This is a genomic window from Aestuariibacter salexigens DSM 15300 (assembly GCF_000429145.1).
Lineage (GTDB): Bacteria > Pseudomonadota > Gammaproteobacteria > Enterobacterales > Alteromonadaceae > Aestuariibacter > Aestuariibacter salexigens.
The window spans coordinates 14,134-39,044 of sequence record NZ_AUBH01000015.1 but is presented as its reverse complement, the minus strand read 5'-3'; the positions used below and the strand labels follow the sequence as shown (position 1 = coordinate 39,044).

20 protein-coding genes and 1 tRNA gene are annotated in these 24,911 nt (G+C 48.6%); 9 read left to right on the top strand and 12 right to left on the bottom strand.

Annotated elements, in window-relative coordinates; translation table 11 throughout:
• Window positions 1-45: 45 nt before the first annotated feature.
• Together G441_RS0115320 and G441_RS0115315 are read left to right on the top strand one after the other, a co-directional pair.
• Window positions 46-2,370 carry a PilZ domain-containing protein gene (locus tag G441_RS0115320; RefSeq protein ID WP_026377172.1) on the top strand — a complete coding sequence of 775 codons (2,325 nt, stop codon included), beginning with the start codon at window positions 46-48 and terminating at the stop codon, window positions 2,368-2,370.
• Window positions 2,371-2,439: 69 nt separating this feature from the next.
• Window positions 2,440-3,759 carry a DUF2252 family protein gene (locus G441_RS0115315; protein WP_026377171.1) on the top strand — a complete coding sequence of 440 codons (1,320 nt, stop codon included), beginning with the start codon at window positions 2,440-2,442 and terminating at the stop codon, window positions 3,757-3,759.
• On the opposite strand, the gene G441_RS0115310 is transcribed toward G441_RS0115315, so the two are convergent.
• Genes G441_RS0115310 through G441_RS0115300 form a run of 3 tightly spaced genes read right to left on the bottom strand, consistent with a single transcriptional unit; the run spans window position 3,742 to window position 7,398 of the window.
• Entirely contained in the window at window positions 3,742-4,863 is a 1,122-nt protein-coding gene (locus tag G441_RS0115310) for a GNAT family N-acetyltransferase/peptidase C39 family protein (RefSeq protein WP_026377170.1), read from the bottom strand. The genes G441_RS0115315 and G441_RS0115310 overlap by 18 nt on opposite strands.
• Window positions 4,860-6,302, bottom strand: a complete 1,443-nt coding sequence (locus tag G441_RS0115305) for a RimK family protein (protein ID WP_026377169.1) — start codon at window positions 6,300-6,302, stop codon at window positions 4,860-4,862. The genes G441_RS0115310 and G441_RS0115305 overlap by 4 nt, the downstream gene beginning before the upstream one ends.
• Entirely contained in the window at window positions 6,295-7,398 is a 1,104-nt protein-coding gene (locus G441_RS0115300) for a zinc-binding metallopeptidase family protein (protein WP_026377168.1), read from the bottom strand. The genes G441_RS0115305 and G441_RS0115300 overlap by 8 nt, the downstream gene beginning before the upstream one ends.
• Window positions 7,399-7,661: 263 nt before the next feature.
• On the opposite strand from G441_RS0115300, the gene G441_RS0115295 reads away from it, so the two are divergent.
• Window positions 7,662-8,447: a hypothetical protein gene (locus G441_RS0115295; RefSeq protein ID WP_026377167.1), complete on the top strand. Its 786-nt coding sequence runs from the start codon at window positions 7,662-7,664 to the stop codon at window positions 8,445-8,447.
• Window positions 8,448-8,463: 16 nt separating this feature from the next.
• Entirely contained in the window at window positions 8,464-9,003 is a 540-nt protein-coding gene (locus G441_RS0115290; RefSeq protein ID WP_026377166.1) for a thioredoxin family protein, read from the top strand.
• Window positions 9,004-9,408: 405 nt separating this feature from the next.
• Here the strand turns inward: G441_RS0115290 and rpsO are convergent, their stop codons facing one another.
• The 8 genes from rpsO to G441_RS0115245 all read right to left on the bottom strand — a co-directional run bounded on the left by rpsO (window position 9,409) and on the right by G441_RS0115245 (window position 20,184).
• Window positions 9,409-9,678 carry a 30S ribosomal protein S15 gene (rpsO, locus tag G441_RS0115280; RefSeq protein WP_026377165.1) on the bottom strand — a complete coding sequence of 90 codons (270 nt, stop codon included), beginning with the start codon at window positions 9,676-9,678 and terminating at the stop codon, window positions 9,409-9,411.
• A gap of 96 nt (window positions 9,679-9,774) precedes the next feature.
• The gene (gene truB, locus G441_RS0115275) at window positions 9,775-10,722 is read right to left on the bottom strand and encodes a tRNA pseudouridine(55) synthase TruB (protein WP_026377164.1); all 948 of its coding nucleotides are present in this window, start codon (window positions 10,720-10,722) and stop codon (window positions 9,775-9,777) included.
• Window positions 10,722-11,138, bottom strand: coding sequence for a 30S ribosome-binding factor RbfA (gene rbfA / locus G441_RS0115270; protein ID WP_026377163.1), 417 nt, complete (start codon window positions 11,136-11,138; stop codon window positions 10,722-10,724). The genes truB and rbfA overlap by 1 nt, the downstream gene beginning before the upstream one ends.
• A gap of 78 nt (window positions 11,139-11,216) precedes the next feature.
• Complete coding sequence (gene infB / locus G441_RS0115265; protein WP_026377162.1) at window positions 11,217-13,826, bottom strand: translation initiation factor IF-2; 2,610 nt, start codon at window positions 13,824-13,826, stop codon at window positions 11,217-11,219.
• Between the two features lie 6 nt (window positions 13,827-13,832).
• Window positions 13,833-15,341: a transcription termination factor NusA gene (nusA, locus tag G441_RS0115260; protein WP_026377161.1), complete on the bottom strand. Its 1,509-nt coding sequence runs from the start codon at window positions 15,339-15,341 to the stop codon at window positions 13,833-13,835.
• A 39-nt stretch (window positions 15,342-15,380) separates the two neighbouring features.
• On the bottom strand, window positions 15,381-15,839 hold the full coding sequence (gene rimP / locus G441_RS0115255; protein WP_026377160.1) for a ribosome maturation factor RimP: 459 nt from the start codon (window positions 15,837-15,839) through the stop codon (window positions 15,381-15,383).
• 352 nt (window positions 15,840-16,191) lie between these two features.
• The gene (locus G441_RS19395; RefSeq protein WP_240485155.1) at window positions 16,192-18,957 is read right to left on the bottom strand and encodes a tetratricopeptide repeat-containing hybrid sensor histidine kinase/response regulator; all 2,766 of its coding nucleotides are present in this window, start codon (window positions 18,955-18,957) and stop codon (window positions 16,192-16,194) included.
• Window positions 18,958-19,173: 216 nt separating this feature from the next.
• Entirely contained in the window at window positions 19,174-20,184 is a 1,011-nt protein-coding gene (locus tag G441_RS0115245; protein ID WP_026377159.1) for a zinc-dependent alcohol dehydrogenase family protein, read from the bottom strand.
• A 325-nt stretch (window positions 20,185-20,509) separates the two neighbouring features.
• On the opposite strand from G441_RS0115245, the gene G441_RS0115240 reads away from it, so the two are divergent.
• The 5 genes from G441_RS0115240 to G441_RS19715 all read left to right on the top strand — a co-directional run bounded on the left by G441_RS0115240 (window position 20,510) and on the right by G441_RS19715 (window position 24,544).
• Window positions 20,510-21,154 (top strand): substrate-binding periplasmic protein, encoded by a 645-nt coding sequence (locus G441_RS0115240; protein WP_169726092.1) that lies wholly within the window; start codon window positions 20,510-20,512, stop codon window positions 21,152-21,154.
• A gap of 142 nt (window positions 21,155-21,296) precedes the next feature.
• On the top strand, window positions 21,297-21,713 hold the full coding sequence (locus tag G441_RS0115235) for a hypothetical protein (RefSeq protein ID WP_026377157.1): 417 nt from the start codon (window positions 21,297-21,299) through the stop codon (window positions 21,711-21,713).
• Complete coding sequence (locus tag G441_RS0115230; protein ID WP_026377156.1) at window positions 21,710-23,245, top strand: LruC domain-containing protein; 1,536 nt, start codon at window positions 21,710-21,712, stop codon at window positions 23,243-23,245. Before G441_RS0115235 ends, G441_RS0115230 begins: the two co-directional genes overlap by 4 nt.
• A 167-nt stretch (window positions 23,246-23,412) precedes the next feature.
• Entirely contained in the window at window positions 23,413-23,895 is a 483-nt protein-coding gene (locus G441_RS0115225) for a DUF411 domain-containing protein (protein ID WP_026377155.1), read from the top strand.
• 445 nt (window positions 23,896-24,340) lie between these two features.
• Window positions 24,341-24,544: a hypothetical protein gene (locus G441_RS19715; RefSeq protein ID WP_156896387.1), complete on the top strand. Its 204-nt coding sequence runs from the start codon at window positions 24,341-24,343 to the stop codon at window positions 24,542-24,544.
• Between the two features lie 157 nt (window positions 24,545-24,701).
• Here G441_RS19715 and G441_RS0115220 read toward each other — a convergent pair.
• Window positions 24,702-24,778 (bottom strand) — tRNA-Met (locus G441_RS0115220).
• Between the last annotated feature and the right edge of the window lie 133 nt (window positions 24,779-24,911).

The window sequence follows — 24,911 nt, the reverse complement described above, 5'->3', positions numbered from 1 at the left end:
GATATACACGAAGGGTAAGTTGAGCATTCCAGACAGACGTACCCGATGACAGACAGTTCAGAATCGGACACCCTCAAACAGTATCAGGCACTGATAAATGCGCTTATTCCCTATCAGCAGGACAACCGCCTGCTCGAGGGGCTTAATAAATTCTCTTCTCGCATACCAAGTAAAGTCCGCAGCATCATTAAGGACGAAGTCATTCGTCTGACCTCGCTGACCGACGCGTCAGCCGATAACTCCCAGTTTGCTGAATTCCCGGTAATGAAATTCAAGCACTTTGGTATTCCTATGCGGCTGGACAAGGTCGGTCAGGAAATCCTTAAGAAAGAGACCTCTCGCTATCTGGATCGTTATACGGTGGGCGTTTTCGAGTCAGTCATGAATTCGGAGCATTACCAGTCACATATCAAGCGTGAGCAACAAAAAAAGATCGTTGATGCGTTTTCCGTTGAAGCACAGTCTATTAAGGATATTGACTTCGCACAGGACCTGGCAGTACGACCGAACTTTTCGGTGCTTAGCATAGACTTTGAGAAAGGCAAAAGTTGTCCGGTAGCCGCGCTGAACTTTTCTGGCATGGTGGTCGAAACCAAGCGCGCCCCGGTTGTCGAATCTGACCGTATGACCCTGTCGTTTACTTTTCCGGATGTGCCGGGGCTGGTGAGCAAAGGCACGCAAATCAGCTTTGAACGCGGTAAAAGTGAATTTAACAAGGCCATGTCGCGCTTTGAAACCACCTTTACGTTTAAGTCAGATGCCCCCAACAAGCTGGTTCAAAAGTGGAAACACTATATTGCCAGCGTCAAACACCAGTTTCCTCTGCAACGGGACCTTGAGATTGAACGGGTTATTCAGGATTTGGAACGAGACAAGGTATTAGCAACCAGTCCATGGATACCGGTGTTCATTCACTCTGATAACACCAGCTTCACGCCGCTCTATGCGCTTGTCACGTCAGCAAACCTGAGTAGCAACCTGGGTTTCGAGACACTGCAGCATTTACCGGGAAAGCGCATTTTCAATCGCATCATGAAGGAGCTGAAGCAGCATAATGAAGCATTCTTATTAAGAGGCACTTTTCAAACCAAAGCCGACCCGGTCACCGTGGTCGCCACGCACAGGGAGCTCTTTTCCAATCAATTACTGAAGCAATTCATCAGTATGGCGGTAAAAAATGAAAGTCTTAGCGTCATGCATTGTAGATTGTCATTTGTTAAAACCGCCGACAAGGATACGGCCTTTGCCATTCATGACATGCTCGCCAGTGATAATCCTGAACTTGACGCGGTCAGCCATGTGCTGTTCTGCCGTGATATCTCGGCGTGGGTAGGCAAGCTGCAAGTCAGCGAACCGGATCCTTTTAAACCCTTTTCCAGCGCGATTATCGACAATGAAGCTCGGCAACCCATTAATATTATCGTTGAAGCCGATGCCGACAGAAGAGCTGAACCCCGATATCTGATGGAAAAACAGGCTAAGGTCCACGCAGGCGTCCTCGCCTCCCTGCCAGCCACATTGAACGACCTGTCTGCCAGCGGACTCAAGATTACCCTGCACTCAAGCGAGGGCTTTAAACGTTCCGGCCATGTTCGTGTGTCAGTACCTGAGCTAAAACTTAACCGTCTGAAGTATTCAATTGTCGATTATGATGAACGCACCCGGGTACTCAGGCTGTCAGTGGTAAGAAAACAGGAAGATGCTTCCCGCGCATCATTTAGCCGCTTGTTCGAATCCGACCGTACCTATTTCAAACAAGTCGATGTGACTCGCAAGCAGCGCAGTATTCACCGCTTTTTATGGGATATTTCCATACGTTACCTGCCCTGCGCGGGTATTGTGGTAACAAAGAACAGGCATGTTCTGGACCGGCTGAAAACAGTCTACATGCAGGATGAGTCACCTGATTTACAACCCTTTTCCCGGCTTGGCAGTCAGGTGCTGTTAGACGGTTTCTTTGCTGATAAAGACAGCAGCAAACCTGCCTCCCAGCTATTGACCAATTTGCTTAAAAAGAGTCAGCGTGAAGCCCATATCATTCATGCAGTAAGAGGCGCTGATAAACGTATCATTTTTGTTAAGGAGAACGACTTTTTGTTTGGTAAAGTGCGTGAGCAACTCAGCGCCTATATGAATAAAAAAGCGCTATCTATCTGCGTTACCCAGGTGACAGCGATAAAATGTGAAGACGCTGACACCCCGCTAACTCAGAAAAGATTGGCCCAATTATCTAAAATAGATCTGGAGAGTCATGAAAAGCTGCTCACCTTGCAGTCGGCCTATACGCACATCATTTATTTGAGCAATGTCTCCTCATTTCATTATGCGCTGCTGCTGTGCGGCATTTCGCCTCAAAAAACGTCTTCATGACAACGCATATTGTCTGCGCAGAATAACTCAGTTAGTGTTAGCGCAAAGGGTGTCGATAGAGAACATGTTGTGGCCAACAGAGAAGCATTATTGCAACTGGAGTTGCTGCGCGTAGATGGCATAGCCCCGGGTAACAATGCCCCAAAACACGTTAAAATGGCCCGCCATCCATTTCTGTTTTTACGCGGCTCGGCACAGATTTTTTATGCTGATATTGCCAGCGGTCTCCTACCCTTCCCTGATGGTCTGAGCAAATTGCCCGTTACCGCTCTAATGGGAGACTGTCATACTTCAAACTTCGGTTTTCTGACCGAAGAAGGATCGCACGGCGACAGCGTTATTTTCTCACCAAATGACTTTGACGATGCCTGTATTGGCAATCCCGGCTGGGACCTGATGCGTTTTTGCGTGAGTCTGATTTTGTGCGCGGACTATTGTCAGCGTTCAGTTGGTCAGGAAGGAAAATACAAAGGCAAAGTGGCAATTAGCCATGATCACGCCGCTTCCGCTATCGATGCGTTTCTCAATGCATACCTTGCGATTTGCTCATCAGCCCTGACAGGCCGAGACCATTTGATGTCTGCCGTTGATGCGATCCGCCCTGACTCAAAGCTCAATAAGCTTTATTTGAAAGCACAGCGACGTGCGGCAGGCGGCGCTGATTTTGAAACGAAATCAGCTCTGGCCAAAGCAGTAGACGTCACTCAACTTCCGCCAAAATTCAAACGGCAGTCCGATAAATTGATTGAGCTCGACGAGCAGCAACGCAGTGCACTTATTGAAGCATTCAGCCCCTATATGGATGACCATGTATTAGACGTTACCAGGCGGGTTAATGCAGGGACAGGCTCGATAAACATTGACCGGTTCTACTTTTTGATTGGACCCAAGGACTATGCGAGTAAAGCCGATTTACCGCTATGCCATGTTGTCGAGGTTAAACAGCAGCGTGCGGCTGCACCGCTTTATCACTTTCCGGGACTGCATCCAGCCAATCGTCTCAATCCCGCCCATTTGACTGTCATGTGTCAGCGTCGCATGCAGCGACGGCCCGACCTGGTGCTTGATGAAGCTGAGTGGAACGGTTCCCACTACCTGGTGCGTTCCCGTCATCATGCCAAGGTCGGCATCGACCCGGAAGATATCGGAATTGGCAAAATGAATGTCAAGCAAGGTGGGTTTGATTACTATGCGCAGTGTTGTGGTTCAGCGCTGGCACTGGCGCATTGTCGCGGCGATCGACGCTCTACCCGTCTTGAGCAACGCGTGATGGAAATCCTGCCACACGACATTACAGCCCTGCGAAGCATTGCTTTTGACTATGCTGAACAAGTCAGAAAAGACTGTAACTGGCTGGCACAGCAGGAAGGGTCAGCAAACTCGTTGTAGCGCAATGGCTGTTTTCAGTTTGCCACTGCCGAATTGCGACATTACACGCATATCCTCTTTGGCAATCGGAATATGCTGACAATCCAGGGGGTCAACATCGTCATCCTCAACATCGGGATCGTTCACAAAGAAACATTGCTCATCCATGCCGGTAACGGTTACCCAGTGCGGTGCCTTTCTGCCATCCAGTCTGTAGGTTGAGATCAATAACAAAACCGCCATACCTTGTTTAAGACACTCGCTGATTCGCGTCTCATCCACGTCCTGATAAAGGATATCCACCTCTGCATGTTGTTCGGCATGCTTAACAAAGTCATTGTGCACAAGTGTCATCACCTGCTTTTTATGCAGGTCCCTGACGCCATCGACAAATAAGGGTGTCGTTATATTCATAAAAACCTTAGCACGGAAGCCCCGCTGGGCAGCGGCAAGCGCCAAACCGACCGGATGACACCCGCCGTGCCCTGAGGTCATGAATATCGTGGTGGCCTCACGCCAGATAGCGAGTTCCTGTGACAAATCAGGTGTGAGGTCAGATTGCAAGCTGGCCATTGCCATCAGCAAAGCTGCTGGCCCACAGGTGAACTCAGTGTGCTGAGGGTACCAGGGTGTCAGGTGCTCTACATTGCTGAGTCGGCCGCGATGAATGCATTTCTGCATACGCAGCGCATCGGCGTGATCATCGTAGTAGTCAGGGTATTCACCAAAGACTTTATAACCATGTTGTTTGTATAAAGAGATAGCACCGTGATTCGTCTCACTGACTTCAAGTCGCATAAACAACCTGCCTCGCTGCACTGCGCCCTGTTCGACAGCATCAAGCAGAGCGTGAGCAACGCCCTGCCCACGCGCATCAGGATCAACTGCCAATGAATAAAGCCGGGCCAGTCGCGTACCTTTTCGACACCATACCAGTGCATAGCCATTAATGCCCTGCGCCGACTCAGACACCATAAGCAGACCATGCGGCGCATCGACCCAGTTTGTAAAACTACGCTTGCTCAAGCGGTCCGACGTAAAGCAGCGTTGTTCAAGCTTGTATAAAGCACTGATATCGCCTTTTTGGGCGATGCGAATGGTGGCGTTTGCTGCAATGGTATTCACGTTTTGCCACGTAATTCGAGACGGCGATGAAACTCAGCCATTATTTGCATATACAGTTCGTTGCCCAAATAGGCGTCTTCAATCTTGGAATCGATACTGGGATTGTCGTTTACCTCAATCACGTAGGCTTTGCCATCTTTCTCTTTTATATCCACACCGTATAGCCCGTCACCCACTACTTTGGTTGCCTTCAGTGCCGCATCCAGTACGAAGCGTGGCAATTCAAAAGTCGGCAAGGTTTCAAAACCGCCTGAGCTGAAACGTTTCGAATCGTGGTTGTAAATCTGCCAGTGATTACGCGCCATCTCATATTTGCAGGCGTAAAGGGCGCGCTGATTAAATACGCCGACACGCCAGTCAAATTCAGTAAACATATATTCCTGAACCAATACCAACGCGCTGTGTGACAGCATTTCTGTTAATTTTTCAACCAGCTGATTTCTGTCTTTGACCTTATAAACACCGCGGGAAAACGAGCCCTCCGGGAGTTTCAGGATCATCGGATAGTCAAAACTCGACTCCAGCGCATCTACCGTGAACTCATTGGCATTGTCTACCACCTGGGTACGCAAACTGGGGACTTTCTGATAGCTAAAGGCATCATGCAGAAACACTTTATTACAGCAGCGTAAAATAGAGCTGGGATCGTCCACAACCACCAGTCCCATTTGTTCAGCCTTGCAGGCGAGCCGGTATGTGTGGTGGTCAATCGCTGTGGTTTGCCGGATAAACAGCGCATCAAAGCTTGCCAGATGGTGTAAGTCATTCACATGGCAGACTTTGGCCAGGATCCCATGCTTGGCAGCTGCTTTGACAAATTTTGCAATCGCCTCATTATCACTCGGTGGTGACTGCTCATTTTCATCATATAAAATGGCCATGTCCCAGCGATAGCGCTTATGGGACTTTCCCAAACGCCACTGCTTGTCGGTGAATTGTGCTAGCTGTGAGATAAACTCCGCACGCTGGTCATCATCGAGCTGCGCTAAAGATAATGCCCGTACTTCGACTCTGGCGAAGGATTTCTCGACCACAATTTTCAGTGCCAGCATTGGCGCAGAAAACTGACCAAACACCTGCAGCGCAATCGGCTGTAATTGACTGTCCGCTGCGTGTCCGAAATACGCAAAGCAGGTATATTCACCGTCGGCAAGTTTCTTAGCCGGGAGGTTCATCATGCTCTGGGCCTGTGTCTCGTCACGCAGCGAATTGATGGTTTTCACACTGGGCAACACCAAGTGATTGCGCGCTTCAGCAAGCAGCGAACAATAATAGCCTTTGCTCAGATACTGGCTGGCGTCACACAGGTTAATAACCCTGATACGTGGTTCATTACGCTTGGGATAATCTTTCAGATACTGACTAAATGGGATGACATCGAGAGTGTCTGTCAGCTCTGGGATTGCCTCATCGTCAACCACCAACAATGTCTTAAGCATGGTGTCCTCCTTGCCTGTGTTGCTCTGACATCAGGGCATTCAGTACCGTCAAAAACGCATTAACCGATTTTATCGGTGCTGACTCTTGCATGGTGTGATAGCCACTGCTTGGAATTTGCAGCGTCGTGCCATCGACCAGGCCATTTGACGCCGCGACGATGCGCCCCAGCTCCGTCGAGCCCAAAGATGTCGGTGTTTCATCTGGCCCTTTTTGTTGGTTTTTTTGCTCCACAAAGCTGTCTTTATACAATGTGTGGTAGCCGAGCGAGTCACACAGGGTTTGCAGACGATGCGTCAGTTCACTATTGAACTCGGCATTGGCATCTTTGTGACGCAATACCAAATCCTGCGCAGCGGCCAGCGGTCTGTCATCAAACGGGCTGGTATCCACGACTACCAGCTGATTGGTCTGTCCGCCGAAGCGACGGAACCATTCAAGCAGATAGCGCCAGCTTCTGCCCGCCTCTTCCTGGGCAGTAAAAAATGCCGTGCCTTCAAAGCCCAGTTCGAACAAATATACGAGTGCAGCAGTGCATAGCACGTTATCCAGCTGCCCCATAATGAATTCATCTTCAATAGTTAATGAATCAGTAAACGCGACGGGCGTACCGGCTACCAGATGCTCAAGGCCAGAAAGTGTAAAAATCAGGTTATTACGAAATTCACAGATACTGGCCGATTCTATCTGGCCTGCGCCTCTGTATACGCCTGACCAGGGCTCGTAGGCATACACTGACTCGCCTTTAAAACGACCCACTATTTTATTCATTAGCTGCTCAGATACCGAGTTTCCGAGCAGATCAGAGCGTGCTCCGGCAACAAATGCGGCGTACTGAAATTCATTAGGCCCTGTACAGATAAGACCATGCCGATCAATATGTGCAGACAGGTAAAGCTGCTGCGGACGTTCGCCACTGGCGACCAGTAACCCTTCATACCAGGTCACCTTGGCACCCCGTTCTTCCAGCTCTCGCTGCAAGACTCTGAAAAACGCATGCTCATTGCCAACCACACTGGGCTGACGGATAAGCGCTCTGAGTAACGTAACAAAGCTTTCCGGCAGTGCCGTAAAGACGTTTGGTGTTTGGCTGGACAATGGTGTTCCTTGTGAAAAATCCATCGTATGGAAAGAGTGCGCTATTTAAACCTGCTTTGCACCTGTGGCAAACGCAAAATTTTTATCGTCAGGAGTAAATCTGTTTTTACGTTACATACTGATGATTTCTGCCTTGTGAATGAATAACATGCCGCTTTTGGCACCCAGCAATTGCATTGCCACTGGGCTTGAAATACCCTAGCAGTATAAGGCGACATTGTCGTAATTCAGCACAACCCATTGGTATAGAGGAAGCGCATCACATGGCAACTGATCATGATGACGATCTGCCGAAAATTGTCCTTGATGAAGAAGACAGAGACGCGTACCAGCGCGCCAGAGCAACACAAAGCGGTAAGAAAAAGCCCCCACAGGCAGACGACAATGTCAAAGTCCAGAAAAGCGGTGGTGCAGTCCTCGCGCTACTATTGGCATTCATGGCCTGTGGCGCGGCCGGATATTTATATCATCTGAACACACAGCAGCAACAGATGCTGGTCAGTGCACAGGAGCGCATCACCGATCTGGAAAGGCGTCTGTCTGCCACCGGTGAAGAAATGGGTGAATCTACCGTTGCTCTGCAGGTAAAGGTCAAAGAGCTGAGCGCCAAGTCCGACGAACTCTGGGAACAGATGGATAAACTCTGGGCCTCGGCATGGCGCCGTAACCAAAAAGAGATCAGCGATTTGTCTACTCTGGTCGCTGAGCAAAACAAAGCCCGTGGGGACCGCCTATCAGCCGTGGAAACATCGCTCAAAGATGCCAATTCACAGCGCTCCATGCTCAATGAAAAACTCACCACACAAGCCAATGAAATGCTTAGCGTAGCGGCCAGTCTTGAGCAGTTAAATCGCGGTATAGAAACTCAGCGCTCACGCATTACGGAGCTCGGCGATTCATTTGCTGTGCTGGACCAACGCAATACGGCACTGGTAGGCAGGCTCACTCAGCTAGAACAGCGCGTGAGTAATATTGCGATGCCATCACCAGCGCGCTCAACGCCACAACCCAGCACACAGCCAACTACGACAACGGACGGCAATCCGTAATAAGGCATATCACGATATGAGAACCCCACTTAAGATTGTTATCACTCGCGTGTGGGTTCTCATCGCCCTCACTGTTTCCATCGCATTCGCTGATGAAGAGGCTGAAAGTAACTATTACCCCTATTATGAAGACCGAGCGGCAGTGGTGTCAGCTGGGCTAGAAGCGGCGCGGCGCGAAAACAAACTGCTGATGTTGGTATTGGGCGCCGACTGGTGCCATGACAGCCGGGGATTTGCTCGCACGATTAGCCAGACCGACCTGCAATCCATTATGTCTCCTCGCTACCACACTGTAATGATGAGTGTCGGCTACCTGGATAATTTGCAATCCGTTATGAGCCAGTTTGGTCATCCGGTTTATTTTGGTACACCTACTGTACTTATCGTGGAACCCCATTCCAGACAGCTGCTTAACCGTAACAGCCTAGCAATATGGCAGAGCGCTGACAGCCAGCCACAAGAAGAGTACGTAAACTATTTTAATCAGTTCACGATAAGTAACGCTGATGAGTTTTTGCTGAGCGATGTGCCAGCACCGGTTCTGGACCGTATCTAGGCATTTGAGGTCGAGCAGGCTGAGCGACTTTATCGCCTTTACGCCACACTGGGGCCTGAACTGGAAAAAGACGAAGCGGGTAATGGCGCAGCCGATTTTATTCAATTTTGGCGCGACGTTTACGGTTTTCGCAGTCAATTGCAAAGAGACATCATTGCACTTTATCAGCGTGCAACGTTACCGTCGCAACATGAAAGCCTGCTGACGGAGGTGTTTGTGCCTCTGCCTAAGCTTGAATGGGAAAAATGATGGATTTCCGCCTTCGCGGAAATGACGCCAGCGTCATTCCCGTACTCCCCTGCGTCATTCTCGTGACGACGGGAATCTCAGAATTCCAATAAAACCTGCCCCGAAAAGCAAAAAAGGCACCGCAAGGTGCCTTTTTTGTATTCCTGTGCGTATCGCTTAGCGACGCAGACCAAGACGCTTGATCAGATCCTGATAGCGCTGTTGGTTTTTACCTTTCAGGTAATCAAGCATTTTACGACGCTGGCTAACCATGCGCAGCAGACCACGGCGTGAGTGGTGATCTTTCTTGTGGCTTGAGAAGTGAGACTGAAGCTTGTTGATGTTGTGCGTCAACAATGCAACCTGTACTTCCGGTGAACCTGTATCGCCAGGCTTAACACCGTACTCTGATGAAATATCTGCAATTTCTTGTTTCGTTAGTGACATCATTTTCTCCTGAATATTCACGAATGAGCCAATCACTAATTCAGCCCATTCAAAAGAGCGCGTATTATAACGATCGCTGGTTGCTATGCAAGGCTTTTAGGCGTCTGGATACACAACCAGTCGTTTCGGGTTGATAGTCTGTTCTGCAGTGCTCTCGCCTATGCCCAAAAAGCGCCGTCCATGCGGTGACTGCCCATAAAGACGGTATTGCACATTAGCCTGGTCAATATCGTCAACAAGCACGGCCTGACCATGACAAAACTGTTTATGCTGATGTTCATCGAGCAACTTCTCCGGCAACGCCAACACGGCCGTATCCATTGCCAGTAATAAGCTGTCTAATGCTTCATAACGCGCTTCGTCATCAGACGCCTGTTCGACAATTCGCTGAATCTGCTCAAGACTCACCATCGGTAATTCAGGGTAACCCGCTACATGGGTGCGATGCAGACGTGTTACATAGGCCCCGCACCCTAATTTCTGCCCCATATCATCGACCAACGAGCGGATATAGGTGCCTTTACTGCAATGTACGGTAAGATCAACCTCGTCACCTTCGAAACGATCCAACGTGAGTGAAAAGATTGTGATATCCCTTGCCTCACGCTCGATTGTAATACCCTGACGTGCATAGTGATAAAGCGGCTTACCCTGATGCTTTAGCGCCGAGAACATCGACGGCACCTGCTTAATTGGTCCTGTGAAAGCATCCAGAACCTTATTGAGTTGCGTCTCAGACACATCCACCGGGTGGGTTTCTACCACTTCACCATCAGCATCAGACGTGGTCGTGCGCACCCCGAGTTTTGCCGTAACCTGATAGGTTTTATCCGCATCCAGAGAAAACTGTGAAAACTTGGTCGCTTCGCCAAGGCACACCGGCAGCATCCCCGTCGCCAGAGGATCGAGTGCACCTGTGTGCCCCGCCTTGGCGGCAAAAAACGCACGTTTCACTTTTTGCACCACATCATTGGATGTTATGCCCAATGGCTTGTCGACTAACACGATGCCATTGATTGCCCTGCCTTTGCGGCGTCTGGCCATTACTCCTGCTCCGACTTATCGTAATCGTCGCGACCAGCCTGCTCTGCGCGCGCTTTGTCACGCTGCAGCGTTTCTGACACAAGATTTGAAATACGCATGCCCTCTGTGATCGACGCATCACGCATGAATTTCACATGAGGTACCGAGCGCATTCGCAAACGCTTGGCCAGCAGGCTGCGGACAAACCCTTTATTATCATCCAGAATAGTTAGATCCTGTTTTATCTTGCTTTCATCACTGTCATAAAACGTGACGAACACTTTCGCATGAGCAAGATCTCTGGACACTTCCACGCCAGACACGGTAACCATGCCTAAACGCGGGTCACGGTTTTTAAATTCATTCTGCAGAATGCTCGCCACTTCTTTGTGGATTTGCTGGGCAACGCGGTCCGTGCGAGAAAATTCACGAGCCATAATGTTTCTCCAATACTGGTAGCGCAAACGGGGGCCCGAGGCCCCCGCTTGATATTACGTAGTGCGACTTGAAGCGGGTTAGATTTCCCGTTTCACTTCGATAACTTCGAAGACCTCGATTTGGTCTCCGACTTTTACGTCGTTATAGTTCTTAACGCCGATACCGCATTCCATGCCATTACGTACTTCCTGTACATCGTCTTTGAAGCGACGCAGTGATTCCAGTTCACCTTCGTAAATAACCACGTTATCGCGCAGAACACGAATAGGGTTATTACGTTTAACGTTACCTTCAACGACCATACAGCCGGCAATGGCACCAAGTTTCGGTGACTTGAACACATCACGTACTTCAGCAAGACCCATGATCTGCTGTTTGAATTCAGGTGCAAGCATACCGCTCATGGCCTGCTTCACTTCTTCAATCAGGTCATAGATAACGCTGTAATAGCGCAGGTCAATGTCTTCCGCTTCAATCACGCGACGAGCTGTCGCATCAGCACGGACGTTAAAGCCGACGATGATTGCACTGGATGCTGCTGCCAAGGTGGCGTCTGTTTCGGTAATTCCGCCTACACCACTGCCGACAATATTCACTTTCACTTCGTCAGTTGAAAGCTTAACCAGCGAGTCATTGATCGCTTCAACAGAGCCCTGCACGTCAGCTTTAAGGACGATGTTCAGCTCATGTACATCGCCGCTTTCCATGTTGGCAAACATGTTTTCCAGCTTGGCTTTCTGCTGCTTCGCCAGCTTCAGTTCGCGCTGCTTGATAGAACGCTTGCTTGCCACTTCTCGTGCTTTACGTTCGTCAGATACAACCAACGCATCTTCACCGGCAACCGGCACACCAGACAGGCCAAGTACTTCTACAGGCGTTGATGGACCCGCAACTTTCACTTCGTTCCCGTTCTCATCGCGCATTGCTCTGACGCGGCCATATTCCAGGCCACATAGCAGAATGTCTCCCGCCTTGAGCTGACCTTCCTGTACCAGCACAGAAGCAACCGGGCCGCGACCTTTATCGAGACGTGATTCAATCACGATACCGTGGCCAGGACCGTCTGCAACAGCCTGTAAATCAAGCACTTCTGCTTGAAGGTTAATCGCGTCTAGCAGTTCATCAATGCCCATACCGGTCTTCGCCGAAACATTAACAAACTGGTGATCACCACCCCACTCTTCAGAGATAACTTCCAGCTGCGAAAGCTCAGTCTTCACTCTGTCCGGGTCAGCAGCTTCTTTGTCCATTTTGTTCACGGCAACAATCAAAGGTACGCCAGCGGCACGGGAGTGCTGCACAGCCTCTTTAGTCTGTGGCATCACACCATCATCCGCTGCGACGACCAGTACAACGATATCCGTCGCCGTCGCACCACGGGCACGCATCGCAGTAAATGCGGCGTGTCCAGGAGTATCCAGGAAGGTAATTTTGCCGCTGTCAGTGTCTACGCTGTAGGCACCAATGTGCTGGGTGATCCCGCCGGCTTCACCTTCCGCCACTTTGGCGCGACGAATGTAATCAAGCAGTGAAGTCTTACCGTGGTCAACGTGGCCCATGATAGTGACGACCGGTGCACGCGGCGCCTTGTCACCAGCACCCTTGCCTTCCAGCAATTCATCTTCAAGCGCATTATCGTTAACCAATTCGTATTTGTGGCCCATCTCTTCGATGACCAATACGGCGGTATCCTGATCCAGCACCTGGTTAATGGTGGCCATCTCACCCAACTTCATCATGGTTTTGATGACTTCAGTGGCCTTCACCGCCATACGGCTGGCCAATTCACCAACAGAGATGGTTTCGCCAAGTTTTACCACGCGCTCAACAGGCGCTGCAGGCTTGTTAAAGCCATGCTTTAGGTCTGCACCGGCGTTTTTCTTAGACTTCTTGCGTCGACGTGAAGAACGCTCAATCTGCATATCTTCTTCGTCTTCAGCTTCCTGCGCGTAGCGATTCGAGTGCATGTGCACTTCTTCCGCTTCCTCGCGCTTACGACGCTCTTCTTCTTCTTTCCAGCGACGCTCATTTTCTTCAGCCAGACGCTTTGCTTCTTCAGCCGCTTTTTTGGCATCCTGCTCAAGCTTACGCTGAGCTTCCTCTTCCTGCTGCTTACGAATTCGCTCAGCTTCTGCTCGAGCGGCTTCCTGCTCAGCTTTTTCCTCGTCAGTCATGCTTGATTCTTTCTGCTGACGGGCTTCTGCTTCTTTGCGCGCCTTTTCTTCACGCGCTTTACGCTCTTCTTCCGCTTTGGCTCTGGCTTCTGCCGCTTTCTTGGCTTTTTCTTCTGCCGCTTTCTTCGCTTCTTCCGCCGCCTTGCGTTCAGCTTCGCGTTTTGCTGCCGCTTCTTCTTCTTTGCGCTTGGCTTCTTCTTCTGCGATGCGCTTCTCTTCAATCTCACTGCGCTTCACGTAGGTACGCTTTTTACGCACTTCAACCTTTACCGCCTTTGACTTACCAATACTCAACGTGCTGGTTGTTTTACGCTGCAGTGTCATGCGCTTGGGCGCTTCAGAGCCAGTACCGCCGTGCTGTTTGCTCAAATGATCGAGCAATTGACGCTTTTCGTCTTCAGTCACATTTTCGCCGGCCTTTTTAGTAATGCCTGCGTCGTTAAACTGCTGAACCAGACGGTCAACTGACGTGCCGATATCACCGGCAAGTTTTTCGATGGATACATCTGCCATTCGTAATTATTCCCCCTGTTGACCTTCTTCACTAAACCACACGATATTGCGCGCCGCCATAATCAGCTGACCCGCTTTTTCTTCGTCCAGTTCTTCTATATCCGTGATATCGTCGGTGCCCTGCTCAGCAAGCGCTTCCAGATCAGTGATACCACGACTGGCAAGTACGAACGCCACATGACGCTCCATACCTTCCAGATTCAACAATTCTTCTGTCGGCTCGTGCGCTTCCAATGATTCCTCAGTGGCCAGTGCCTGCGTCGTTAACGCGGCACGTGCGCGGTTGCGCAGCTCTTCCACTGTATCCTCGTCCAAACCGTCGATCGCCAACAGTTCACTTACCGGCACATAGGCGATTTCTTCCAGGCTGGTGAAGCCTTCTTCTACCAGCACCGATGCAAAGTCTTCGTCGATATCCAGACCTTTCACGAACACGTTAAGCACGCGTGAGTTTTCTTCTTCGTGCTTGGCGTTCAGATCTTCAACCGTCATGACGTTCAGTTCCCAGCCGGTCAGCTGACTGGCGAGTCTAACGTTCTGACCATTACGACCGATGGCCTGTGCAAGATTGTCTGCCTCAACGGCAACGTCCATTGACTGTGCATCTTCATCAACCACGATGGACGCAACTTCAGCAGGCGCCATGGCGTTAATCACATACTGCGCCGGGTTTTCATCCCACAGTACGATATCAACGCGCTCACCGCCTAATTCACCTGATACGGCCTGCACACGAGAGCCACGCATTCCCACACAGGCACCTACAGGGTCGAGACGCTTATCGTTAGTCTTCACTGCAATTTTTGCACGTGAGCCCGGATCGCGAGCAGCGGATTTAATTTCCAGCGTTTCTTCAGCGATTTCAGGCACTTCAATACGGAACAGTTCAACCAGCATGTCTGGGTGTGTGCGACTGACAAACAATTGTGCACCGCGCGCTTCGGGACGGATCACATAAAGTAAGCCACGCACTCTGTCGCCAGGACGGAAGGTTTCACGCGGTAGCATATCATCGCGGTAGATGACGCCCTCGGCGTTATTGCCCAGGTCGATAATAATGTTGTCTCGGTTAACCTTCTTAACCGTGCCGGTGACAAGTTCGCCTACGCGGTCTTCATATTCTGCGATAACCTGTGCACGCTCAGCTTCACGCACCTTTTGCACAATAACCTGCTTGGCTGTCTGCGTAGTGATGCGGTCAAATGCGATTGATTCAATTTGCTCTTCAACATAATCGCCGAGCTGCACGTCAGGCTCATCAACTTGAGCTGCGGATAAGGTGATCTCCGCGTACGGGTTTTCCATTTCGTGGTCGTCTTCAACAACCAGCCAGCGGCGGAAGGTATCAAAATCGCCTGTATCACGGTCAATCACGATACGGACTTCGATATCACCATCATTTTTCTTTTTCGTTGCACTGGCGATAGCGAACTCAAGCGCTTCAAAAATCTTTTCCTTGGGAACCTGCTTCTCGTTGGAAACGGCTTCAGCCACTAACAGTATTTCTTTACTCATTATTGCCTCACTATTGCTTTGCAATATGCGTCATCTGCCTCAGTCAAAAACTGGGACAACGTGACCTTTTTCTATGTTCGCGACTGCCAGCTCGAATTCCTGACCGTCTACATCCAATTTAATATTACCGCCCTCACATGAGAGCAGTTGCCCTTTAAAGTTTCGGCGATTATCCATTGGTAACCGCAGTCTTAGTTGCACAATTTCGCCGACACTCTTGGCGTAATGTGCCTCCTTGAAGAGCGGTCGCTCCATACCTGGCGAGGACACTTCAAGGTTGTATTCAGTATTAATAGGATCTTCCACATCCAGCACTGCACTTGCCTGATGACTGACATCAGCACAATCATCAACGGTGATCCCGTTTTCATGATCGATATACAGACGCAAAATGGAATGTTTTCCTGCACGAACAAACTCAACGCCTAATAACTCAAACCCCAATGCCTCAACAGCAGGTTCGAGCATAGCGGTCAGCTTTTGTTCTAATTGCGACAAATCCACTCTCCAAAAATAAAAAAAGGGCGTAGCGCCCAGAATAACGATGCAGATTGACTATTTGCACAGCACACTTTGTCAATCGCGATTGAAAAAAACGATAACAAAAAGCCCCGGTCTAGCGGGGCTATAGTATTCTGGACTCTGGCTCAGCAGTATCACCTTATCTGTGACCCTGACCTGAGTTGGATTAATGAACCAATAACCTCATTAAATCCATAAGCTCGCCAGTTAGTTCGCAGTTGAGACGTTACTTTTAAAAAGGGAGCCCGCCTCAAGATTGGTGCGAATTATATAGCCGAAAGTGAAAATCCGCAACCTGAACAGTGGCTACACAAAAACCAACAGGATATTAGTCTGCCATTTGCTTGTACATATGAGTAACCGTTGTTGTCATCAATGCTAACTCTTCACTTAGCAGCGTTAGTGTGTCCTTGGTCTGCTTATCAAAGTCCAGGCTATCAGATTGGATGCGTCGCTCAACAGCGCTGGCAAGCTGAGCAAGGTTGAACGCACCGATATAGTTAAGTGCAGTCGTGTAAATGTGTACGATCCTGAGAATATCGTCGACTTGTTTGTTGTCGATGGCCTGCTTAAGCCTGTCTATCTCACTTTCAAGACGAATAAAATCATGCAGCACCACGGTGTACAGACTGTCGTCATTTAATAACGCCTGGCGCGCAGTCTGCTGATCGATGATCCTTAAGGCATTGATATCTGGCTCGTTAAAGTCAATGTTCGGCGTATCTGTTGAATCCCTATCCAGCGTAAACTCTGTGCGGGAATCAAAGGCACGCTGCAACACCGCAAAAAGCTCATGAGGATCAATAGGTTTGGTGATATGCGCGTTCATGCCAGCAGCCACACTTTTATCGATATCTTGTTTGAGCGCATGGGCGGTCATCGCAATGATAGGCACATTCAGATGCAAATCATCCCGGATGACTCTCGCCGCAGTAAGCCCGTCCATCACGGGCATCTGCACATCCATCAGCACTGCATCAAAAAGGGGGTTAGCCGTTAGTAGCTGCACAGCCTGCTCACCATTACTGACAACAGTAACCTGAGCACCCGTCTCCTTGAGCAAGCCTACCGTCACTTTTTGATTTAATGGATTATCCTCGGCAACCAGCAATGTTTTGTCAGAAAAGTCTGGTATCTGTGATTCAGCTTCTGACAATTCTGCCATAGATAATTTACCACTTTCTGCATCCTCAACCTGAACGGTAAAATGAAAATGACTGCCCTTGCCACTCTCACTGTGAAGCCATATACGGCCGCCCATCAGCTCTGCCAGCTGTTTACAGATCGCCAGCCCCAGACCAGTGCCGCCAAACTGGCGTGAGACAGTTTCATCGCCCTGACTAAACGGTTCAAACAGTCGCTGCTGTTGTTCGTGATTCAAACCAATGCCAGTGTCGCTGACGATAAATTCGAGTGTAGTTTTATCAGCTGCCTGTGTTGCGCTAGCGCATACGGTAATCTTGCCTTTTGAGGTGAATTTCACCGCATTGCTCAACAAGTTATTGAGGATCTGCTGAATTCGCTGTGGATCTCCAACAACTACTTCAGGCAGGCTCTCTTCAGCATTAAATGACAGCGTCAGACCTTTGTCCCGCGCTGCGGCTCTGTGCATATCCAGGGTTTGTGTAATCAAGTCATGAAGGGCAAATCGGGTCTGACTTATCGACAGGTGACCCGCTTCCACCTTTGAGAAATCCAGAATATCGTTAATGATGGCAAGCAACACCTTTGACGCATTTTCAATCTGATTCAGGTTGGTTGTGGCCTGCGCTGAGTGTGACGATTTTTTTGTCAGACGGGTTAACCCAATTATTGCGTTTAGCGGCGTGCGAATTTCATGGCTCATACGGGCTAAAAAGTCTGACTTAGCATCGGTCGCACGTTGCAACTGTTTAGCGTATTCGTCCAATGCACGATGTTGAACTCGCGTCCTCAACCATAGGCTTGCCACCAGAATGAGACTCAGCCCTATGCCAATAATCAGGTAAAGCTGGATAGTATTGGCCTGACGTTGACTCTCATTTCGTTGCGCCTGCAAACGATTTTGCTGTTCCAGCAAACTGATCGCTTCTTCTTTATCTTTAACCGCAAGCTTGACCCGATTTAACGCTAAAAGCTGCGCATTACGTTGGTTGAAACTTTGTTCATACGCGGTTTGATATTGCTTGGCATAATCGAGAGCGGCACGCACGTCGCCGGTTTTTTCGGCTAGTTCAATTAGTCGCTCGAGGATTAGCATTTTATTAGCTTTATCATTTACAGCGTTGGACGTCTCAGACGCTGTTTTTAGGATTTGTAACGCCCGTTCGGGCTGGTTTTGCATTTCGTAAATATCAGCCAGTTGAATATAATGCTGACCGTCGTTATACAAAAATCCCACTTTTTGGTTTGCGTCCGCAGCTTGCTGATGCCTCGTCAACGCGTCCTGAAGATTGTTTTCTTCAATGTGCAGCTTCGCTTGCGTGCTGTAAACAATGCCTATAAAGGGATAACCTATTTTTGTTAGCATTTGTTCTGCTGCCAGTAGACTGCGCCTGGCGGCTTCCAATTGACCGAGCTCTAATTTTGCGTACCCAATGATAAAGTGCGCAGTGCCGATATCTTGCTCATCGTTAAACGCCTGCGCTTTTGCAAGATATTTTTCACCAAGCTGCAGCATGCCCTCAAAATCGCCTATTGAGATCATGACGTTATACATTGAGTTGTACACATTTAGCATGTGCTTGCTGGGACGTTGTTCAAAGATATCCAGAGCTCGGGTTAGCACATCATAGGCGCTGGCGTGCTCGCCAGTCAGGTCCAGTATTAGTCCTTCCAGCCTGAGTGATTCAGCACGGGCCATTTGATTGTTGCTGGCAACCGCTCTTCTGCGTGCCTCCATCAACAACTCATATGCCTGGGCATATTGCTGTTTTAGCACTGATGCATAGGCTTTTATATTGAGCAAGCGAGCATATTGAAAATCGTTGGGATGGGTATCAAACCATTCAGTCAGCGACGCAAATGTATGGGGCACGCTGTCGTCATTATTTTGTACCTGCCTCTTAAGGTTATCGAGCATGGTGACGGCGTCTGCGTCATTGCCGATCTGCACGGCGTTTGCAGCCGAACACAAAATCATTGCCAGCAGTGTGGCAGAAAGGATGAAACAATGAAAAACGCGCAAAGTACGAGTCACAAACAACAGTCAACAGGCTATGAATAAGCACATCGTTAACCATTGCAGGGGCAACGGTGTGCGCGAAGTCCTTATCTTACTTATATTTTTATAACGAGCGCCACTTCTTCGGAAAATAAGGTGATTCGATTGTTAGATCGTTAGGCAAATTTTACCGAAATGATGACCACTGGCCTCATAAGCGAATGCCTCAGCCATATCAGAAAGATAAAACTGCTTATCAATAACCGGCATGAAGTTCATACCCTCCAGGCCTCTGACAAATTCCTGTTGATGCTGTCTGGAGCCAACAATAATGCCATTTAATGAAATTTGCTTGAGCATCATTGCGCCGGTAGGAATGGTACCGTCAACGCCTGTGAGTACCCCTATCAACACAATGTTGCCACCTACCCGACACGCATGGATTGACTGAGGTAATGTGCCAGGCCCTCCCACTTCAACTACGTGATCAACGCCACGGTCCAGCGTCCACGCTTTAACCAGTCCCCCCCAATTTTCATGTTTCTGATAATTGACGGTAAAGTCAGCCCCAAGTGCTTTAGCCTTATCGAGCTTTTCATCTGACGACGACGTAATGGCCACCCGTGCGCCCATTGCTTTGGCAATTTGCAGTGCGTAAATGGATACGCCACCGGTACCGAGTAACAGTACCGTATCACCCGCTTTCAGCTGACCTTCCACAACCAACGCACGCCATGCCGTTAGCCCTGCTGTGGTAATGGTTGCTGAAGCCTGATGTGACCAGCCTTTGGGTGCCCGAGTAAACCAGCTTGCTGGGACGGTGACACACTCGCGGGCATAGCCATCAAGACCATCGCCGGGGGTGCGACTAAAATCACCGAGCGTAGGCTCTCCACTTAACCAGTCGGGGAAGAAGGTCGACACCACATTATCGCCAACGGCAAATTCAGATACGCCTTCTCCCACGGCCTCAACCACACCCGCGCCGTCTGACATCGGAATACGACCAGGCTTGGTCGGAATACGGCCACTGACCACACCAAAATCATGAAAGTTGAGAGAGCTGGCGTGAATACGGACCGTTATCTCACCTGCTTTAGGCGTTGCAGGTGCAGGCAGGTCAACAAGCTTTAGTCCTGACAGTCCATCTTTGGGTGAATCACAAACCATGGCTCTCATTTTTGTCTCTCCTCTAGAAGATGTGGGATGTACTCAAGCATGTGGTGATGCAGCGAAGCCTTTGCGTCTTGTTGGGTTTGCGCATATGCTTACAACTCAATCAGTTATTACTGTCTGACCCAGCATTTGGCTCAGATATCATTGCCGCTTAATGATGCAAACACTTCGCTTAAAAAACCTATGCTCTGCGACTTTACCGTTCGTAACCTGTCTCGGTGCGGTGTGTTTAACGCTTTGTTTGCCCAGCGCGGCACAAACCTCTTCTACCCCTGTCTACCTGCAGCCCGTTCCTTATTACATGGACAGCACAGAAAAAGGGACCTACGTGCAGCTGCTGACACGCTTTAGTGAAGAACATCAGCATCCCATCGACCTTTTTATGGCCAGCAGTGAGCGCATTGAAAAGCTTCTGGTCAGGGGACGAAAAGATATATGTTCGGTGGGCTTCAGTATGGAGCTTGCGATAACAGAAAAATTACCTACTGAACATCTGATTGAGTCCGTGTCGTTTAATCGTATCTACACCAGCATTTTGTCCAGAGCAGATGCAGCGATTAAAAGCACCACACAGCTTAACAACAAGACGCTGGTGGTCTATCACGGCAACTACCAAGATGCACTTGAAAGGCTTCCCGACGATGCAAACACCAGTGTCGTGGCTGTCTATGATCTGGATACCATGATCACCGTGGTGCTCAGTGGTCGCGTAGAAGCAGGATTTGTCACTACCCCCGATATATTCATGTCACCGCTATATCAACAATCTCAGTCAGAGCTGCACCTTGTTGAGTTGCCTGATTCTGAGCGACGGGAATCATTGGTGTGTATCGATTCGGACAAAAACCGTGCGCTGGTAGAAAAATTTAATACCTTTATCAATAAACTGAAAAAAGCAGACGAGTTGCAACGCTATATTGATTACAGGCCAGCGCTTCGCGCTATAGACGACTCATCTTACAACCCCAACTAGCATTTCCCTTCAGGCTCGCAATAAGCATTGCAATTTGCAGCAATTTTGTTGAGGCACGTGTTTTCATTATAAAAAACAATACATTAAATTTAGGCCCAGTTTTTGGATAGAAACATTACTACGAAAACGCAGTGAGGTTTCTATGAAAATTTTCAGTATTCTTTTGAGCGCGCTTTTTATTGCAGGTTGTGGAGGCGGTGGTGACAGCTCAAATGAAACGGTTTCCACTCAGACGTCTGGTTCAGCCTCCGTTAGTACGGGAACCAGCGCCCCGCAACAGAATAGTAAAAAATTGGGTGATAATAGCGCACCGTCTAACGCCGAATTTACCCAGTTCTCAGCATTTTTAGCGACGCTATCAGACCAAACGGGAGAATTTGAGAGTCAAAATATCTATCTAAAACTCTACACAGATGGCGGCAACACCCTCTACTTGGGTCGTTATAAACCCGCACTCCCTATCCAGACACATATTCCTAATCATCTTACGCGCGTTTATGTCGACATTTTTTCAAACGATCCGAGCGACACCACCATAACGCGGGAGTTATCACTATGAAAAAGACAATGACCGGTGTTTTACTGAGTGGATTAACACTTGCCATGCCATGCTGGGCGGCATTGGAATCGACCATGCTGCGAGACTCAATCGACCAAGGTTATGGGATGATTGACCTATTCGACGTGCACCAAAACAGCAATTCGTTAACCGATCTGGACGGATTTACGCTGCAGGGGTTTCGTGAACAACACGGTAACATGCTGGTGTTCGTTGTGGACGTAAATGAGGCATCTAACGGCACTGAAAATTCCGAATCTCAGGGCGTTGCTATCAGTACAGCTGAACTTATATTTAACTTCGGCGATACACAAGTACGCTGTACACATTACGCAACAAATACAGCCAGTCTGCTTGCGACCACATCACAAAGTACTCGCCAGCAATATCAAACGCTTATCGGCGCAACGGGTTCGAATTTAATTACACCTAGCACATCCAGCGACCTTTATGGTAGCGACTTTTCAGCCATTTTGCGTATGAGGCTGGATGACCAAAACTGCTCCGAACCGCTGCCCAATTTATCGGGGGTAACATCCGCTTTTCTGGAAGTGGTATTGGTGGATACTGATGTCAATCTCGGTGATCCGGAAGCGTTTTATGATTACAGCAATGGTCCGGAAGATATTGCCATTATCAGTGCACAGGATATAGAGCCTGTAGAAACTGTGCAGGCAGGCGTTGAGCTTGCCCCTCTTGTGATTGCGCAGAGTCAGGTCACTGAGACCGTAGACGCATGGATGTATTACCCCAGCGACAATAACTATTATGTGGTGACGTATGAAGATAACTATCCAAACAAAGGCGATTATGATTTTAACGATTTGGTCGTCGGCTATCGGGTAGGCTTGGGTTTAATATTCAATGAACAATTACAACAGAATGAAGTCACCTCCATCGTTGCCACCGGGTATATGATCGCCAGAGGGGCTGCATTTACTCATGATTGGTATTTACACATTCCAGCCAATACCGTCGTTAGCGGTACCGCATTGAAAAATCTGTTCAAGGAAAATTCAACAGAGCAGGTTGAGGGTTATCCACTAGAAGAAACCATCACTGGCGAAATTGATCTCAAGGTATTGGAAGACACCAAGCAAATGATGGCAGTTCAAGGCTCTCAGTTTGCTAATACACTCGATAACCAGAGTCTGGTATACGGCAAAAAGTTTAGCTTTTCGATAAATCTGGATAGCCCTGTATTACTCTCGGAGTTCGCCGCCCCTCCCTTCGATCCATATCTGCATGTCAAGCAAACCAACTATGAAATTCATTTATCTGGTTTTGACACCAGAGTGACTGGATCGGCTAACGCAGCGGCAGATACACACTTTAAAGATGAAAATGGCTTTCCGTATGCCCTGATTTTTCCTGATGACTGGTATCCCCCTCTGGAAGGCGTTGATATTGGTCAGGCATACGAGCAATTTCTTGATTATGCGCTCAGTCCGTCAACTGACAATGAAAGCTGGTATTTGTCACCACAGACCAGTGAAATCAAACCTATCAGCAAGACGTTTTGGAGTTGGTGATAGTATTGCATATAATGCGCAAGGGAGTGCGCACATTCACCGCTTATGCAGAAACGGTCAATTAACATCACCTACTGTGATTAAATAAAGGCATAGTTAGATTCAACGCAAATCCAAACTTAAAAACTTAACGTTTTAGATAAATTATGAAGTCAGTTTGGAAATCTATGTCTAACGTACGTATTTATCTTGCGTTATTTGCCCTAGCCTCTATAGCGCTTAACCACTTAACAATCGCAAAAGAGATAAAAAATATCTCTTTGCATGTACATAAAACGCCAACATGTGGCTGTTGCAAGCTTTGGATTGACCACATAAATGAGCAAAAAATCAGCACGACCTTTGAAGATTTACCTTATCTTGATAACGTTAAAACCGAATTTGGCATTATGCCCAATTATCGTTCATGCCATACGGCTGTATCGCCGGAGGGATACGTATTTGAGGGGCACGTACCCGCTAAATTCATAAAAAGATTTTTGGATGAAGAGCACGACGGATCTATTGGCTTGTCGGTACCGGCGATGCCACTTGGCTCGCCAGGCATGGAAGTGGGAGATAGGTTTATGCCTTACAAAGTGTTGCTGCTGAAAAAAGATGGCACGAGCGAGGTATACGCTGAGGTATCTTCTTACGAGGAGCAGTTTTAATTGAAAACTCGACGTTCAAAGTTTAGCTGACACTAGATAGTTCACCTATATGTCAATATGGGCTTATTAGTATTTCTGGCGATAGTAAAAAATTCACCCAAGCCATAATAGGTGTAGTCCGGGACGCGCAGTCCACGACGCGTAGTCCGGGACGCGCAGTCCACTGCGCGTGGTCTACTACGAGGTTGGTCGAAGAAAGGTGACCACAACGACAAGGCACCGCTTCACTAATCGTCAGCTTTTTTTACACTCTGGTCCCAATTACCACAGCAAATAAATAACGTTTTTCTTAAAAGCATCTTAAAAACAGAAACTTAAAAGTTTTGGTTCAGTTTATGCTTTGCATAAATGGCCACTGCAGGACGTATTCTTGTTCCAAAGGATTTTGGCAGATACGTTTCTGTCAGAGGCATGTTAAAACGGGTCACAGACGGAGGTGAGAAGTATGTCCGGCGCCCAATTTCTCAAGTTATTGTCCCACAAAGGGATCCCATCAAGCTGCTTTGCCTGCAAGGCTCGCTGTCACTTGGACGCGGTAAGACGATTGCGACAGGCAGACACCATCAGTGGTTACTACATCCGCGTACTGCTCAAAGAATACTGTCATTTACTGACCGGCGAAGAAATTAAATTACTAAAACGTAGTTAATGTGCCATTACCCTACTTTTGTTAGGTATTAGCTCGCGTGCGTTTTAGTCGATATAGAAATCGGTTTGGAAAATAAAATGGTGCCCCAGAAGACAATTGGGGCTTTTGGATTGAATTTTATATACAAAAAAGCCCTGTAAAAACAGGGCTTTAAATGTGGTTGCGGGAGCAGGATTTGAACCTACGACCTTCGGGTTATGAGCCCGACGAGCTACCAGACTGCTCCATCCCGCGTCTGAAATTGTTTTTGATGTGAAGCGTTGTTTTGCCGCCTCCTCATCAAGTGGAGCGTATTATACATAGCAAGATCGGCTACGCAAGCCGTAATGATAAAAAACTTTCCTGAATGCTCAAATTGCAACCGTAT